Source organism: Cupriavidus pauculus (genome assembly GCF_008693385.1).
Lineage (GTDB): Bacteria > Pseudomonadota > Gammaproteobacteria > Burkholderiales > Burkholderiaceae > Cupriavidus > Cupriavidus pauculus_D.
Window position 1 is genome coordinate 2,357,654 of the sequence record NZ_CP044065.1, and the last position, 15,383, is coordinate 2,373,036.

Annotated in this window: 18 protein-coding genes; 13 read left to right on the top strand and 5 right to left on the bottom strand. The window is 67.8% G+C overall.

Features of this window, described 5'->3' with window-relative positions:
• The first annotated feature begins 53 nt into the window (after nucleotides 1-53).
• Nucleotides 54-707 (top strand): pyridoxamine 5'-phosphate oxidase family protein, encoded by a 654-nt coding sequence (locus FOB72_RS10815; RefSeq protein WP_150372511.1) that lies wholly within the window; start codon nucleotides 54-56, stop codon nucleotides 705-707.
• Nucleotides 708-742: 35 nt separating this feature from the next.
• Here FOB72_RS10815 and FOB72_RS10820 read toward each other — a convergent pair whose 3' ends face one another.
• Nucleotides 743-2,209: a CoA transferase gene (locus FOB72_RS10820; protein ID WP_150372512.1), complete on the bottom strand. Its 1,467-nt coding sequence runs from the start codon at nucleotides 2,207-2,209 to the stop codon at nucleotides 743-745.
• A 135-nt stretch (nucleotides 2,210-2,344) separates the two neighbouring features.
• Here FOB72_RS10820 and FOB72_RS10825 point away from each other — a divergent pair, with 135 nt between their 5' ends.
• From FOB72_RS10825 to FOB72_RS10860, 8 genes are all read left to right on the top strand, one after another.
• Nucleotides 2,345-4,102, top strand: a complete 1,758-nt coding sequence (locus tag FOB72_RS10825; RefSeq protein WP_150372513.1) for a glutamine--tRNA ligase/YqeY domain fusion protein — start codon at nucleotides 2,345-2,347, stop codon at nucleotides 4,100-4,102.
• A complete protein-coding gene (locus FOB72_RS10830) occupies nucleotides 4,102-4,335 on the top strand; it encodes an RNA-binding S4 domain-containing protein (RefSeq protein ID WP_150372514.1) in 234 nt (77 codons plus the stop codon). The genes FOB72_RS10825 and FOB72_RS10830 overlap by 1 nt, the downstream gene beginning before the upstream one ends.
• Nucleotides 4,336-4,387: 52 nt before the next feature.
• Nucleotides 4,388-4,774, top strand: a complete 387-nt coding sequence (locus FOB72_RS10835; protein ID WP_150372515.1) for an MAPEG family protein — start codon at nucleotides 4,388-4,390, stop codon at nucleotides 4,772-4,774.
• Nucleotides 4,775-4,777: 3 nt separating this feature from the next.
• Nucleotides 4,778-5,389, top strand: a complete 612-nt coding sequence (locus FOB72_RS10840) for a YceI family protein (RefSeq protein WP_150372516.1) — start codon at nucleotides 4,778-4,780, stop codon at nucleotides 5,387-5,389.
• 117 nt (nucleotides 5,390-5,506) lie between these two features.
• The gene (locus tag FOB72_RS10845) at nucleotides 5,507-5,815 is read left to right on the top strand and encodes a hypothetical protein (RefSeq protein ID WP_150372517.1); all 309 of its coding nucleotides are present in this window, start codon (nucleotides 5,507-5,509) and stop codon (nucleotides 5,813-5,815) included.
• Between the two features lie 101 nt (nucleotides 5,816-5,916).
• Nucleotides 5,917-6,462 carry a YaeQ family protein gene (locus FOB72_RS10850; RefSeq protein WP_150372518.1) on the top strand — a complete coding sequence of 182 codons (546 nt, stop codon included), beginning with the start codon at nucleotides 5,917-5,919 and terminating at the stop codon, nucleotides 6,460-6,462.
• Nucleotides 6,463-6,501: 39 nt separating this feature from the next.
• Nucleotides 6,502-6,849: an FKBP-type peptidyl-prolyl cis-trans isomerase gene (locus FOB72_RS10855; RefSeq protein WP_150372519.1), complete on the top strand. Its 348-nt coding sequence runs from the start codon at nucleotides 6,502-6,504 to the stop codon at nucleotides 6,847-6,849.
• Between the two features lie 84 nt (nucleotides 6,850-6,933).
• The gene (locus tag FOB72_RS10860; protein ID WP_150372520.1) at nucleotides 6,934-8,271 is read left to right on the top strand and encodes a hypothetical protein; all 1,338 of its coding nucleotides are present in this window, start codon (nucleotides 6,934-6,936) and stop codon (nucleotides 8,269-8,271) included.
• 15 nt (nucleotides 8,272-8,286) lie between these two features.
• Here the strand turns inward: FOB72_RS10860 and FOB72_RS10865 are convergent, their stop codons facing one another.
• Nucleotides 8,287-8,607 (bottom strand): hypothetical protein, encoded by a 321-nt coding sequence (locus tag FOB72_RS10865; RefSeq protein ID WP_150372521.1) that lies wholly within the window; start codon nucleotides 8,605-8,607, stop codon nucleotides 8,287-8,289.
• 157 nt (nucleotides 8,608-8,764) lie between these two features.
• Between FOB72_RS10865 and FOB72_RS10870 the strand changes: the two genes are divergently transcribed.
• Together FOB72_RS10870 and FOB72_RS10875 are read left to right on the top strand one after the other, a co-directional pair.
• Complete coding sequence (locus FOB72_RS10870; protein WP_150372522.1) at nucleotides 8,765-9,562, top strand: gamma-glutamylcyclotransferase; 798 nt, start codon at nucleotides 8,765-8,767, stop codon at nucleotides 9,560-9,562.
• Between the two features lie 17 nt (nucleotides 9,563-9,579).
• Entirely contained in the window at nucleotides 9,580-10,389 is an 810-nt protein-coding gene (locus FOB72_RS10875) for an ankyrin repeat domain-containing protein (RefSeq protein WP_150372523.1), read from the top strand.
• A 41-nt stretch (nucleotides 10,390-10,430) separates the two neighbouring features.
• On the opposite strand, the gene FOB72_RS10880 is transcribed toward FOB72_RS10875, so the two are convergent.
• The gene (locus tag FOB72_RS10880; RefSeq protein WP_150372524.1) at nucleotides 10,431-12,194 is read right to left on the bottom strand and encodes a long-chain fatty acid--CoA ligase; all 1,764 of its coding nucleotides are present in this window, start codon (nucleotides 12,192-12,194) and stop codon (nucleotides 10,431-10,433) included.
• Between the two features lie 187 nt (nucleotides 12,195-12,381).
• On the opposite strand from FOB72_RS10880, the gene trxA reads away from it, so the two are divergent.
• Nucleotides 12,382-13,227 (top strand): thioredoxin, encoded by an 846-nt coding sequence (trxA, locus tag FOB72_RS10885; RefSeq protein WP_150372525.1) that lies wholly within the window; start codon nucleotides 12,382-12,384, stop codon nucleotides 13,225-13,227.
• A gap of 24 nt (nucleotides 13,228-13,251) precedes the next feature.
• On the opposite strand, the gene FOB72_RS10890 is transcribed toward trxA, so the two are convergent.
• Nucleotides 13,252-13,707: a bacteriohemerythrin gene (locus FOB72_RS10890; protein ID WP_223851303.1), complete on the bottom strand. Its 456-nt coding sequence runs from the start codon at nucleotides 13,705-13,707 to the stop codon at nucleotides 13,252-13,254.
• Nucleotides 13,708-13,758: 51 nt separating this feature from the next.
• On the opposite strand from FOB72_RS10890, the gene FOB72_RS10895 reads away from it, so the two are divergent.
• Nucleotides 13,759-14,337 carry an AAA family ATPase gene (locus FOB72_RS10895; RefSeq protein WP_150372526.1) on the top strand — a complete coding sequence of 193 codons (579 nt, stop codon included), beginning with the start codon at nucleotides 13,759-13,761 and terminating at the stop codon, nucleotides 14,335-14,337.
• Here the strand turns inward: FOB72_RS10895 and tcdA are convergent.
• Nucleotides 14,334-15,272, bottom strand: a complete 939-nt coding sequence (tcdA, locus tag FOB72_RS10900; protein WP_150372527.1) for a tRNA cyclic N6-threonylcarbamoyladenosine(37) synthase TcdA — start codon at nucleotides 15,270-15,272, stop codon at nucleotides 14,334-14,336. The two genes, FOB72_RS10895 and tcdA, sit on opposite strands and share 4 nt — an antisense overlap.
• Nucleotides 15,273-15,383: the final 111 nt, after the last annotated feature.

A 15,383-nucleotide genomic window follows, 5' to 3' on the forward strand; every position in this document is an offset into this window, starting at 1 on the left:
CGTCATACTGTGGGCCTGCTCTTTCCCGCATCGCCCACCCATCCCGAAGCACCATGTCCGAAAACGATCCGCAATCCGCCCCCCATGTTGCCGTCCCCCATGTGCTGACCGACACCGCGGCGCTGGAAGCGCTGTACGCGCAGCCGAGCGCGGCGTCGCTGTCGAAGGAAGTCGATTACCTGCATCCGCACTATCGCGCCTTCGTCGAGAAGTCGCCGTTCTGCCTGCTGTCGACGATCAACGACCAGGGCGGCGACTGCTCGCCGCGCGGCGATGCGCCGGGCTTCGTGCAACTGCTCGACGACCGCACGCTGCTGCTGCCCGACCGGCGCGGCAACAACCGGCTCGACAGCCTGCGCAACATCATGGCCGATCCGCGCGTGGGGCTGCTGTTCCTCGTGCCCGGCGTCAACGAGACCCTGCGCGTGAGCGGGACCGCGCGCATCTCGACCGACCCCGCGCTGATCTCGCGCTTCATCGTCGACGGCAAGGCGCCGACGACGGTGCTCGTGGTGTCGGTGCTGTCGGTGTTCTTCCAGTGCGCGCGGGCACTCGTGCGGTCGCACCTGTGGTCGCCCGAGGTGCAGATTCCGCGCACGGCGCTGCCCAGCACGGGCACGATCCTCACCGATATCAGCGGCGGCGCGTTCGACGGCGCCACCTATGACCGGGAACTGCCGGAGCGGATGCGCAAGACGCTTTACTGATACCGCGGGGGCCGATTCAGCCCCCCTCAGCCCCCTCAGACCCACTCGGGCGCGTGCGTCCCCAGCGGCACCGACGGCAATTCCCAATGCGCGGGCGTCTCCGACAACTGCGCCGCGTGCCGCACCACGGTCAGATCGCCGAAGCCCGATGGCAACACCTCGAGCAGGTCCGCCACGTCGTCGATCTTCAGGTCCGGCACGCCAAACCCGTGCTCGACGCGCCCCAGTCCCCGCAACCACTGACCGACCTGCGCGAGCGACACCCGCACGTGCCAGCTGCCGCCTTCCACCGCCCGGCGATGCAGCGCCGCCATCGCGCCGAATGCCAGCAGATAGCCGGCCGCGTGGTCGAGCACCTGTGCCGGCAGCGGCTTCGGATCGGCGCTGCCCGCCGCCTGCGCCTCGGCGAAATTGAGACCCGTGGCCGTCTGCACGAGCGAATCGAAGCCGCGCTTGCCGGCCCATGGCCCCACGTGCCCATAGGCGGTCAGGGACACGTACACGATGCCTGGCCGCGCGCGCGCCGCGGCCTCCGGGCCGATCCCCAGGTCCGCCAGGCCGTTGGGCCGGTACCCCTGCAACACCACGTCCGCCCCGTGCAGCAGCTTGTGCAGCGCGCGCTTGTCGTCGGGATCGCGCAGATCGAGCTGGCACGAGCGCTTGCCCCGCCCCGTGTCGATCACGAGCGGCGCGATCGCGGGCAGATGGCCGGCCGTCACCAGCAGCACATCGGCGCCATGCGCGGCCAGCGTGCGCCCGGCCACGGGCCCCGCGATGATCCGGGTGAAATCGAGCACGCGCACCCCCGACAGCGGCCGGGCATCGACATTGATCTCGCCGTGCGCGGGCAGCGGCGCAAACGGCCGTGGCGGCGCGTCGCCGATGCGTTCGATGGTCATCGGCGGCAACCCGCGCAGTGCCGCCGCCTGAGGATGCGCGTCCCATTCGTCGAAGCTGCGCATGGCGGCCACCACGAGCCCGGCGTCCGAAGCCGCCTGCTCGAAGGCCAGCGCCTCCCATTTGCCGAGCGCCGCCTGGACGGCCGCGCGATCGTGCGCGCAGCTTAGAATCCGCAGGACACCGTCGCGATGATGGGGAAAATTCGTATGGAGCCGGACCCAGCGGCCATCGCCGCACCGATACAGCCCGGCGATCTTGTCCCAGAGTTCGGGCGCCTCGCCGCCATCGACGCGCAGATAGCGCTCGCTGCGAAACTCGGCCAGCGCATGGCGCATGTCCACCGACACCTGCTGCGCGCGTCCCGTGCGTTGGGCCCAGATGGCGGCGGCGGCCAGCGCGGAAGCCCCGAGGCTCGCCTGCGCCGCCGCGCCGATCGGAAAGCTGGACGGCAGGACCGGATCCGCGCCGGTGAGCGTCAGGTGCGCCAGCGCGTCCATCGGCATGGCCGCGTCGCGCCACAGCGTGGCCAGCGCATCCCGCGCGAGCGGAGACTCGGCGGCTACCGAAGACGGTGATGAATGTGACGAGAAGGGGCTGTTCATGGCATATGTTCCCGCGACGAAAGTCATCGGATCGTGCCACAGTCCCGAGGCACGGTAAAATCCCCGATCTCAGTCCCAGACAGCGTTTTTTGCTGCCGCCCCGTTTTTTGCTGCCGCCCAGAGCGCGGCGCCACCATGAGCCACGACAACAAGCCCAACGACACGCCCGCCGCTTCCAATTTCCTGCGGAGCATCATCGACCAGGACCTGGCCGCCGGCACCTATACCGCCCGCGCCGACAAGGCCGGCGAGCCCCTGCCCGCGGTCATCACGCGCTTTCCGCCGGAGCCCAACGGCTACCTCCATATCGGCCATGCCAAGAGCATCTGCCTGAACTTCGGCCTCGCGCGCGACTACGCGGGCCGCTGCCATCTGCGCTTCGACGACACCAACCCGGTCAAGGAAGACACGGAATACGTCGATTCGATCATCGACGCCGTGCACTGGCTCGGTTTCTCGTGGGACAGCGACGCGGCTGGCGCGGCCCCGCGCGCGCACCTGTACTACGCCAGCGACTATTTCGACCAGCTCTACGCGTTCGCCGAGACGCTGATCGAGCGCGGCGTGGCCTACGTGGACAGCCAGAGCGCCGAGCAGATGGCCGCCGCGCGCGGCAATTTCTCGGAGCCCGGCAAGCCGTCGCCGTTCCGCGACCGCACCGTCGAAGAGAACCTGCAACTGTTCCGCGACATGCGCGCGGGCAAGTACGCCGACGGCGAGCACGTGCTGCGCGCGAAAATCGACATGGCCGCGCCGAACATCGTGATGCGCGATCCGGTGCTCTACCGCATTCGCCATGCCCATCATCACCGCACGGGCGACAAGTGGTGCATCTACCCGATGTACGACTTCACGCATTGCATCTCCGATGCGCTGGAGAACATCACGCATTCGCTCTGCACGCTCGAGTTCGAGAACAATCGCCCGCTGTACGACTGGGTGCTCGGCCACCTGCGCGATGCCGGCGTGTTCAAGGATCCGCTGCCGCACCAGTACGAATTCGCGCGCCTGAACCTCACGTACGCGATCACCAGCAAGCGCAAGCTGCTGCAGCTCGTCAACGAGAAGCGCGTGAACGGCTGGGACGATCCGCGCATGCCGACCATCGTCGGTATCCGCCGCCGCGGCTTCACGCCCGAATCGATCCAGCTGTTCTGCGACCGCGTGGGCGTGTCCAAGGCCGATAGCTGGATCGACATGAGCACCCTCGAGGGCGCCGTGCGCGACGACCTCGATGCGCGCGCGCCGCGCAGCGTGGGCGTGCTGGACCCGATCAAGCTGATCCTCGACAACTACCCCGAGGGCCAGAGCGAGGAATGCTCGGCACCGGTACATCCGAAGCAGCCCGACCTGGGCCGCCGCGTGTTCCCGTTGTCGCGCGAACTCTGGATCGAGCGCGAGGACTTCAACGAGACCCCGCCCAAGGGCTACTTCCGCCTGTTCCCAGGCAACAAGGTGCGCCTGCGCTACGGCTACGTGATCGAATGCACGGGCGTGGACAAGGACGCCGACGGCAACATCGTCGCCGTGCACGCGAACTACCTGCCGGAAACGAAGAGCGGCACGCCGGGCGCGGACAGCGTCAAGGTCAAGGGCAATATCCACTGGGTCAGCGCGGCCCATGCGTACGAGGCCGAAGTACGCCTGTACGACCGCCTGTTCAACGACCCGCATCCGGACTCGGGCGGCAAGGACTTCCTCGAGGCGCTGAACCCGGACTCGTGCAAGGTCATCCGCGCGTACCTGGAACCGGGCCTGAAGGACGCGAAGGCCGAGGACCGCTACCAGTTCGAGCGCCACGGCTACTTCGTGGCGGACCGCGTGGACTCGAAGCCGGGCCAGCCCGTGTTCAACCGCATCGTCGGCCTCAAGGACAGCTGGGGCGGCAAGTAATGGCGAAGGACGATCGACAGTACGTCAACTTCCCGCTGGACCGGGAGTTTATTGCATTGAACGACCTGCTCAAGCTCGCGGGCGTCTGTGATAGCGGCGGCGCCGGCAAGGCGCTCGTCGCGGCAGGCGAGGTGGCCGTCGATGGCGCCACCGAATCCCGCAAGACGGCAAAGATCCGCGCGGGACAGGTCGTGGACGTGGCAGGGGTCAGGATCCGGGTAGTGGCGGGCTGAGGCATCCGCCTCGGCCTCTGCTACCCGCGCAGGACCAGACAAAGGAATCGGCGTGCCCATAGCGTTCTGGTGTGTTCTGATCGCCGGCCTGCTGCCGGTGCTGACCGTCGCCGTCGCCAAGGCCGGCGGCCGCGGCGGCTTCGACAATCACGACCCGCGCGGCTGGCTCGAGAAGCAGAGCGGCCGCGCGCGGCGCGCGGACCTCGCGCACCGCAATCACTTCGAGGCGTTTCCCTTTTTCGCGGCGGCCGTGCTCTCGGCGAGCCACCTCGGCGCGCCGGCCGCGCGCATCGACGAACTCGCGGTCGTGTTCGTCCTCGTGCGCGTGCTGTACACGGTCTGCTACCTGACCGACCGGGCCACGCTGCGCACGCTATGCTGGACCATCGGCTACCTGACCGTGATCGGGATCTTTCTGCTGCCGGTGTTTGTCCACTGAATCATGCGCAACCTCATCGTCAACGCCCTCCTCGCCATCCCATTCGCGGCCATCCCATTCGCGGCGGCCCTGCCGCTGCCGGCCCTGGCCGCGGCGACGAACTACACGATCGACCCGCTCCACACCGCGGTCTACTTCGGCGCGAGCCATTTCGACCGCACCACCGTGCGCGGCCGTTTCGGCAAGATCGACGGCCGCATCGTCTACGATCCGGCCACGGGCGCCGGCTCGCTCGACTTCACGGTGGGCACGGACTCCGTGGATACCGGCAACCGCACACTCGACGGCGTGCTGCGGTCCGATCAGTTCCTGGACGCGCAGGGCAACCCGTTCGCCCGGTTCCGCGCCAACCGCTTTGTCGTCGAGGGCGGCAGGCTCGTGGCCGTGGAGGGCGACTTCACGCTGCGCGGCGTCACGCAGCCGCTGCGGCTCGAATCCGACCGCTTCAGCTGCGGCCAGACCGTGCTCTTTGGCGTGCGCCGCGACGTGTGCGGCGGGGACTTCCATGCGACGCTCAAACGCAGCGCGTTCGGCCTCACGCGTTTCCTGCCGGAGGTGAGCGACGACGTGACGCTGCAGATCAGCGTGGAAGCATCCCCGGACAATCCCCAATGACCGTCGCCGAGACGCCCCGGCGTCACCTTTGCGCAGGAATTCTTCTGTAGAATCAGCGCCTTGCATAAATTCCTGCCGCGTCCCGCAGTCCCGCGTGTCCCGGCGACGCGAGTCAAGATGATTGCCATTTCTGCCGGAGACGTCGTTGCGGCGTCCCTTGCCGCGGCCGGCGCCTGCCTGGTCTGCAGCGTTCCCCTCGATTTCCTGCGCCGGTTTCCGCTGTGGGCGTTCCGCACCTACGGACGCGGCGCGCTGCTGCTGCCGATGCTGGGCCTGCTGATCCTGACCGCGATCGTGCGTATGGCCACGAACGGCCAGATCGACAGCGACGCGGGCCTCGCGATGGTGGCCGCGGCCGCGTTCCTCGGCCTCGTGTTCGCCTCGGCGCTGCTGCGGTTCTACCTGAGCGACTACCGGAAGTCCTGAGGCATCGCCCGGGTGCGATATGGGCGTTTTCGCGTGGTTTCGCGCGGATCACGTATGATGCGGCCTTTCGCGCGTCTCCATCCGCGTCACCAATCAGGCCCATGGCGCTCAAATCCACCATCTACAAGGCCGAGCTGTCGGTATCCGACATGGATCGGCCCTATTACGGCAGCCACGCGCTGACCATCGCCCAGCACCCGTCGGAAAACGACGCGCGCATGATGATCCGCGTGCTTGCGTTCGCCTGCGAGGCCACCGAAACGCTGACCTTCACGCGCGGCCTCGACGAACCCGACGAGCCCGATCTCTGGGACAAGGCGCTCACGGGCGACATCCTCCACTGGATCGACCTCGGCCAGCCCGACGAAACGCGGCTCAAGCGGGCCGCATCGCGCGCGCAGCGCGTGACCGTGTTCACCTACCAGAGCGCCAGCGCGCGCGAATGGTGGAAAGGCATCGCGGGCAAGGCTGGCAAGCTGCGCAACGTCACCATCTACAATGTCCCGCAGGACGCCGTCGACGCGCTGGCCGGCCTGGCCCAGCGCGCGATGCGCCTGTCCGTCACGATCCAGGATGGCGAGATCTGGGTCAGCGACGACGATCACAACGTCCAGCTCACGCTGGACGTCCTCCAGCGCGCCGACTGACGCGCTGCCGACTCACGCGCCCCTACAAGGAACCGCACGATGCAAACCACTCCCTCTGGCCTGCAATTTGAAGACACCGTCGTCGGCGACGGCACGGAAGCCACCGCCGGCAAGCACGTGACCGTGCATTACACGGGCTGGCTGTACGAGAACGGCCAGGCTGGCCGCAAGTTCGACTCGAGCAAGGACCGCAACGATCCGTTCGTGTTCCCGCTGGGCGCGGGCCACGTGATCCGCGGCTGGGACGAAGGCGTGCAGGGCATGAAGGTAGGCGGTACGCGCCGCCTGGTCATCCCCGCCGACCTCGGCTATGGCGCGCGCGGCGCCGGTGGCGTGATTCCGCCGAACGCCACGCTGCTGTTCGAAGTGGAACTGCTCAAGGTCTGATCGCTACGCTGTTCGTGTCGCCGATCGCTTCGCTTTAAGCGATTGGCGGTATCTGGATCGCGACGGGCCGTCTAGGCTGTCGCGATGCCAGACTCCCACCCGTTCTACCCGCCCCGCCCCTCCCGCGTCCTGCTCGCCGGTGCCGCGCTGCTTGCGCCGCTCTCCGCCGGTGTTGCCGCCGACACCCTCCCCTCCGGCATTCCCACGGTCACGGTCACCGATATCGCCACGTTGCTTGGCGCCAGCCCGCATGCCACGCGTTTCGATCTCGCGGCATGGCACTTCCTCGACGCGGGCGGCGTCGCGGGCCCCTCTGGCTCCCCGGCAGGCTCCCCGGCAGCCCCGCCGGCGAACGATGACGGCGCCCTGCGCTACGGCGCGGCGCGCGCATGCGGCGTCCCCGCGCTGTCCGCGCTCGCCTACGCGGCGGCACCCGCGACGCATCGGCATGCCCGGCATCCCGACGATGCGCTGATCCAGTGTTCCCGCCGCGTCGAGCGCATCGTCGCGCTATACCGCCGGCTGTTTCCGCTCAACGCGTCGGAAGCCCATTTCCGCCGGGTGCTCCGCCGCATTGCGCGCGATGGCGCCGCGGCGACGTGGAACCGCGACCGGCGGTCCGAGCAGGCACTGATCGCGGCGATCGACGGCGCGGTCGGGGCGCTGACGCAGGAGACGATCGCGATACTGGCGCTTCACCACGCCAATACGGTGCTTCCGCGACGGTTGTGGCCCATCGAACGGCGGCCGCCAGTCGCCGATGACGGTTCGATCGCGTCCGCCGCGGGCACCTGCGATGCCACGCTGGACATCTATGTCTATCCGGCCAGCAGGCAACGCCTGCGACGTGCCAAGGTTCTGATTTGCGACAGCCATGGGCACTGGGCCCAATGCGACCTGACCGCCCCGTTAACCATCGTCGGCAATCACGACAATACGCATCCCCTGCTGACACGGCTCGGGCTCGTCATCGATGCGTGGTCGCGCCGCTACGCCGACCTGGGGGACCGTCGCGCACACTACCCGCCACCGATCGGTACCGTGATCGATGCCGCCCGGTCGTCGCTGGCATTGCTCGGGCAGGACATGGAGACGCGCGTGGCCCGCGCCGACACGGTGACGCTGCTGGTGATGCGCGCCGAGGTCGCCATGGCGATTCTGGAGGGCAGCATCGTGCGCGACGAACGGGGCGACCGGTACGCGCTGATCGAACACCTCGTGCTGAACCCCGCGAACGTGGTGCCGCAGCCGGGCACGGACCTCGTGGTCGGCGCGAGCGATTTCGCGCTGCGAATGTTTATCCAGCGCGTGCGGGCGCGCGGCGTCAGCGGCATCGTCATGGTCGCGCTGACCGCGCTCGAGCATCGCGCGGCAAGGGATGTCCCGTTTCGCCGCTGGGACCCGGGCCCCTCGGGCTGCTGAAAGGGGAGACCGCGGTCAGAAACCGATGGAGGCGTTGCCCACGTCCACGCGCACCTTGTCGCGATCGAGCAGGCGGCCCGCGTGGCGCGCGTAGTCCTGCGCCCACGCGGCGTCCCCGGCAAAGCGCCGTTCGCCCGAGAAGCGCGCGACGTTCAGGATCTTGTCGATCACGAGCACCTTGCCCACGGGGCTCGACGCCTGGCAGTCGAGCTCGGCGTATTCGCGATCGAACCAGCGCCAGGCGGCGTCCTCGCCGATGCCGGCCAGCTCGGCCTCGGTCAGCGTGAATTCGAATTCCCTGCCGTTACCGAAGACCACGGTAAGCGTACGCGCCATGGCGCTTTCTCCTGTCATTGAACGGTTGCCGAACGTGCGGCTTCATTGTACGAACCTGCACACGCCAGCGTGGCGCAAACACCACGACCTATGGAAATGTGGGAAGACCGTGGTAACGCGGACACACCATGGCCGGCTTTGGATTATGCTTGCACGCATGGCCATCACCAGACAGGACCTCGAATCGGATCGGCTGCGCGCATCGCTGTGCAGCACGCCAGTCGCGTCCTCGCTGTTGACCGAAGATGCCATCGAACGTTCCCTGCACTGTGCGCTGGCGGAACGCGCCGATGCGGACGGCCCCGACGGCGACAGCGGCGACGTCTGGATTTTCGGTTACGGCTCGCTGATCTGGAATCCGATGGTCGTCCACACCGACCGCCGCGTCGCGTCGGTGCACGGCTATCACCGCGGCTTCTACCTGTACTCCCGTATCAATCGCGGCACCTGGGACCATCCGGGCCTTGTGCTCGGCCTCGACCGTGGCGGCAGCTGCACGGGCATGGCATTTCGCATTCCGAAAAATGTGATCGAACAGGAATTTCGGGTGCTCTGGCGCCGCGAAATGATGACGGGCGCCTATCACCCGCGCTGGCTGCGCCTCAAGTTCGGGGACGGGCAGCAAACCGGCCCGCGCCGCGCGCTCGCCTTCGTCATGAACCGCGCCCATAACGGCTACGCCGGGCGCCTGCCCGACGACGAGGTCGTGGGCTGCCTGCGGCACGCCTGTGGCGTCTACGGCCCCGCGCGCGACTACCTTCAGCAGACGCTGCTCGGACTCGCCACCCATGGCGTGGGCGATCCGTATCTGGAGCGCCTGTGGCGCCAGTTGCAGGAGCGCGATGCGCGCGAAGGCAGCAGCGCCGCGCCGGGCGTCCACCATGCGCCCCAGCAGGCAGCGGCCGACGCCGGCACCGCCGTGGCTTCCACCATGGCCCCGCACGAGACCGTCTGAACCGAACCGAACCGGCCATGAGTCGCTTCCACTCACGCACCCGACGCCAGGCCCTTGCCGAGATGCTCGGGCTCATGGGGGTACTGATGGGCGGGGCGCTGCTTGCGGGCCAGGGCGGCCAGTCGCTTGCGCGTTCGATCGTCGCCGCGGGACCGGTGCCGTTACCGGCGCGGCCGCGCCCGCTCGCGCCGCAGGAGCCCGCGCCCCCCTATGCGCACCCCGAGGGCGTGACCGCGCTCGACCGCAACCTGATTACCGCGGCATCGCTCGGCGACCTCGAGCTCGTCAACCGGCTGCTGTCGGCGGGGGCATCGCCGCTGGTTGCCGACGAACGTGGCCGCACCGCGCTGCTGAGCGCGCTCTATAACCGCCGGGGCGACGTCGCACGCGCGCTGATCCTTGCCGGCGCAGACGTCAACCGCAAGGATGCCGATGCCAACAGCGCATTTCTGCTGGCCTCGGCTACGGGACAGGTGGATATCGTCCGGCTGTCGCTTTCGCACGGTGCCGATCTCAACAGCACGGACCGCTATGACGGCACCGCGCTGATCGCGGCCGCGCAGCACGGCAATACCGAGGTGGTGCGCATGCTGCTGAAATCGGGCATCGCCGTGGACCACGTCAACCAGCTCGGCTGGACCGCGTTGCTCGAGGCCGTGATTCTCGGCGACGGGAGCTCGCGGTACGAAGACATCGTGCAGTTGCTGCTCGATGCCGGTGCCGACGCCAACCTGCCCGATCGCGAGGGCATCTCGCCCACGCGGCATGCGCGCGACCGTGGCTACAAGACGATGGTCAAGATGCTCGTGCGCGCGCGCGGGCACTGACGTCCGCGCGCATCTCCCGCGCATCTCCCGCACGTATCCCGCTAGCCGCCGGACTTCGCGTTCTCGCTTTCCTGCAACTGCCGCCACATCACCTTGCCCGTGCCGGACTTCGGCAGCGCATCGACGAACTCGACCACGCGCGGGTACTTGTACGCGGCCATATTGTCGCGCGCCCATGCAATGATGTCTTCGGCCGTGGTGTTGCCGCGCGCGGCCGCCCGCAACACGACCACGGCCTTCACGGTCTCGCCGCGATAGGCGTCGCGCGTGCCGATGATGCAGGCCTCCTGCACCGCCGGATGCTTGTACAGCAGGTTCTCCACTTCGGCCGGCCACACCTTGAAGCCCGATGCGTTGATCATGCGCTTGAGGCGGTCCGTCAGGAAGAAGTAGCCCTCCTCGTCCATGCGGCCCAGATCGCCGGTGCGGAAGAACGTGGCGCCCTCGAACTCGATGAATGCCTCGCGCGTGGCGTCCGGCTTGCCCCAGTAGCCCTTGAAGACCTGCGGGCCGCGCACGATGATCTCGCCGACCTCGCCCACGGGTAGTTCCTTTAGCGTGACGGGGTCGATCACGCGCGCATCGGTATTGAACGTCGGAATGCCCAGGCACTGCTGTTTCGGCCGTTCGAGCGGATTGCTGTGCGTGGGGGCGATCGTCTCGGACAGTCCATAGCCCTCGATGTAGGAGAGCCCGAACTGCTCGCGCAGCCGTTCCGCCACCGCCTGCGGCATCGCCGCTCCGCCGCCGCCGATATAGCGCAGGCTGCGCAGGTCGAAATCCGACAGGTTCGGGCTGCCGAGGAAATCGATCACCATCGTCGGGATATTGGTCCAGTGCGTGACCTGATACCGGGAAATCAGGCGGCCCGCGACCTCGCGGTCCCAGCGCGGCAGCATCACCACGGTCGCACCGGTATAGATGGGCACGTTCATGCCGTACTGCATGCCGGTCACGTGGAACAGCGGCAGCACCGACAACTGCACCGACTCCGAACCGTTGCCCGACCAGGTGGCGCCGCCGATCACGTTGTGCATGACCGTGCGATGCGTGTGGATGCAGCCCTTCGGAAAGCCCGTGGTCCCGGACGTGTACGGCATCACGGCCATATCGTCGGGACCGGCCGTGTGCGGACCGGGCGTCAGCTGCGCGTCCATGGCGTCGGTCCACCGCGCATAGCCCGCGGGCAGCGCGTGCGTGGCCGTCAGCCACGCGGGCGGTGCATCTTCGGGATGCTCGTGCGAAGGCGGCAAGGCGTCGGCATACTCGGTCACCAGCACGTGCGCGAGGCGCGCGGCTTCGTCCACGCCCGCGTTGGCCTCCGCGACGCCACCCGCGAGATCCGCACTGCAGATCGCGACCTTCGCCTGCGCGTCGGTGATGTAGTGCCGGAACTCCTCGGTCCGGTTCATCGGATTGACGGGCACGACCACGGCATCGGCACGCAGGATCGCATAGTACGCAAGCAGGAACTGCGGGCAGTTCTGCATATAGAGCAGGACCCGGTCGCCTTTCTTCACCCCCGCGCGCTGCTGCAGCCAGCCGGCCAGCGCGGTGGCCTGCGTCTCCATCTCGCGAAACGTAACGGCGCCTCCGAAATACCGGATGGCCGCCTTGTCCGGATAACGGCGCGCGGCGACTTCGAGGTTGTACCAGAGCGAGGTTTCGGGCAGCACGACCTGCGTGGGCAGGCGGCGCGGCCAGGAGCGGAAGTGCGGGCGGTCCGGCGGTGCGGCAAAAGGTGACACCACGGGTGAAACGACGGGAGAAACAACGCGGGAAGCAGCGGGAACAGCGGTGGTCATGGGTGTCTCCGGTTGGCTCGGCCTGTTCTATATGCGCATCGACGGGCAATATAACTGAACGACCGTGCTATTTTCAACCCGAGACAATCCCTCGGTTTGCCCCCTTCCCCGGCGACGGAGGTTGTTTTTCCGTCATTCGCCCCCACAATAGCCATCAACATCAGTCAATCGAAACGAGGCCAATACGATGAGCGACGTCACCCTGCAGAACTTCGAAGCCGAAGTCATCGAGTTATCGCGTCAGGTGCCCGTGCTGGTCGATTTCTGGGCGCCGTGGTGCGGGCCGTGCCGCACGCTCGGGCCGATGCTGGAAAAACTGGAAGCCGAAGCGGGCGGTACGTGGCGCCTGGCAAAGGTGAACGTCGACGAGAACCAGCAACTGGCCGCGCACTTCGGCGTTCGCAGCATTCCGCATGTGGTCGCGTTCGTCGATGGGGAAGCCGTCGATCAGTTCACGGGCGTGCTGCCCGAGTCCGGCCTGCGCGAATTCCTCGAACGCCTGTCGCCGAATCCCGCGGACCTCGCGCTGGTCGAGGCACGGCATCGGCTCGAAGCCGGCGATCGCGATGGCGCGCAGGAAGCGTTCCTGGCCGCGCTGGATTACGACCCGACCGCCGACGACGTTCGCCTCGCCTATATCTCGTTCCTGCTCGACGGCAATGCGATCGCGGAGGCGGAAGCCGAGTTCGCGCGGCTCTCGCCGCAGGCCACCCAGCTCGATGGGTTCGCGGCCCTGCGCACGCGCATCGACGCCATGCAGAACGTGTCGGACATGCCCGATGCCGGCACGCTGAACGCGCGTGTGGAAGCCAATCCGGCCGACCTGCCCGCGCGGCTCGACCTGGCGCGCGTGCTGATCGCGCGACGCGAGTACGAAGGCGCGCTCGCGCAGTTGCTGGAAATCGTGCGGCGCGACCGGACGTTCGAGGACGACGCGGGCCGCAAGACGATGCTGTCGGTGTTCGACATGCTGACGGAGCAGCCCGAGATCGTGTCGCGCTGGCGCCGCCAGCTGGCCACCGCGCTCAACTGATCGCGCCTGTTCGCTCCGGAAGGCTCAGGCCGGCGGCCCCTCGACCAGCGAGAAGCCGTTGGCCTTCATATGGCTGACCATCATCGCGTCCATCGACTTGACGTGATGGTCGAACCAGCCCGATAACTCGCCGACGAGGCGACGGCCGAGATCGAGCCGGCCGTCGTCGGCGACGGACTGCCGGATCGCGTCGGCAATCGCGAGCACCTGCTGATGCTCGCCCGCGTGGCAGCCGCGCGGGCCGAATGACATGGCCTCCATCCACTGTTCTTCCTGCTGGAAGTGATAACGCGTGTGGTCGATCCACGCGTCGAACGCGGCGAGGAATCCGGCATCGTCGGCGGCCACGGCGGCCGCCAGCAGCTGCACGAATTCGGCGTGCGTGGAATCGGTCACCGGCTCGTCGAGATGGAGGTCCGCCGGCAGTCCCTCGGAGGAGAGACCGTCGTAGGGCGATACGGGCATTGCGGTTTCGGTCATGGCTGGCACTCGAGATGCAAGCCGCAAGGATACCGCGTTATGCTGTGCCCCATGCCCAGACTGATTTTCTTCTGCGGTCACGCCGGCACCGGCAAGACCACCCTCGCGCACCGGCTGATCGGCCCGCTGATGGCCGCCACCGGCGAACCGTTCTGCCTGCTGGACAAGGACACGCTCTACGGCCGCTACAGCGCGGCCGCGATGCGCGCGATCACGGGCGACCCGAACGACCGCGACAGTCCGGCCTACCTCGACAACCTGCGCGATCCCGAATACGAAGGGCTGCTCGATACCGCGCGCGAGAATCTCGCGCTCGGCATCAGCGTGATCGTCATCGGCCCGCTCTCTCGCGAGATTCGCGCGCACCAGCTCAGCGATCCACAATGGCTCCACGTGCCGGCGGGCACGACCGTCAGTATTCTGTGGGTGCATCTGCCCGAGGACGAGGCGCATGCGCGCATCATCCGCCGCGGCAATCCCAACGATGCGTACAAGCTTGCGCACTGGGATACGTACCGCACGCGCCGGTTCCAGCCGGCGCCCGCCGACTATCCGGAACTGATCTTCTTCGACAACTCCGCACCCGACGCGGCGCAGGTGGACGCGCTGCTGAAAACGCTGGCGGCCTAGCTGGTGGCCTGGCTGGTGGCCTGGCTGGTGGTCTGGCTGGTGGTCTGGCTGGTGGTCTGGCTGGTGGCAGGCGCCGCGGCGGCGAGCTTCCCGATCACGGCCGACGCGGCAACGAACCCGAACACCGCCGTCACCGCCACCGACGAGCCGAAGCCCGCGCACGCGAGCCCCTGCGGGCCGCTCGGGGCCACCGGCTGCACGGGCGGCGCCTCGTCGATCTCGCACGCCTGTTGTTCGGGCTCCGGATAACGGAGCGGCTCGTCCGAGTACACGGCCTGGATATCGAACTTGCGCTTCGGATTGCGCGGGAAGTTCCACTTCTGCCGCAGCGACTGCCGCACCTTGGCGAGCAGCGGGTCCTGGACCGTGCGCGACAGATCCTCGATGCGCACGCGCGTCGGGTCGAGCTGTCCGCCCGCGCCGCCGCACGTGATGAACGCGCGCCCTTCACGGCGCGCCCAGGCGATCATCGCGATCTTCACCTTGACCGAATCGATCGCATCGATCACGTAGTCGAAGCCCGACAGCAGCTCGGCCACGTTGTCGGTGGTCACGAAATCATCGACGGTGGTCACGCGGCAGCGCGGATTGATCGCGACGATACGCTCGGCCATCGCCTCCACCTTCGCGCGGCCATAGGCATCGCCGAGTGCATGGATCTGCCGGTTGGTGTTGGACACCGCGATATGGTCGAGGTCGATGAGCGTGATGCGGCCCACGGCATTGCGCGCCAGCGCCTCCGCGGCCCAGCTGCCCACGCCGCCGACACCGACCACGCACACGTTCGCCGCCTCGAGCCGCGCAAGGCCGTCCGCGCCGTAGAGGCGCGCGACACCGCCGAAGCGGCGATGGTAGTCGTCGTCCTCGGGCGATTCGTGGGCGAGGGGCGCGGGCAGATCCGACAGGTCGGCCAGGGGCGTAGGGGCAATGGTCATGCTTGGGGAAACAGGGGCGACTCTGGGGGCAACTTCAGGCCGGCATTTTATGTCATTGGACGAAAATCGGCGCACCGGCGACCGCAATGTCAGCGGATGACCGACAACACG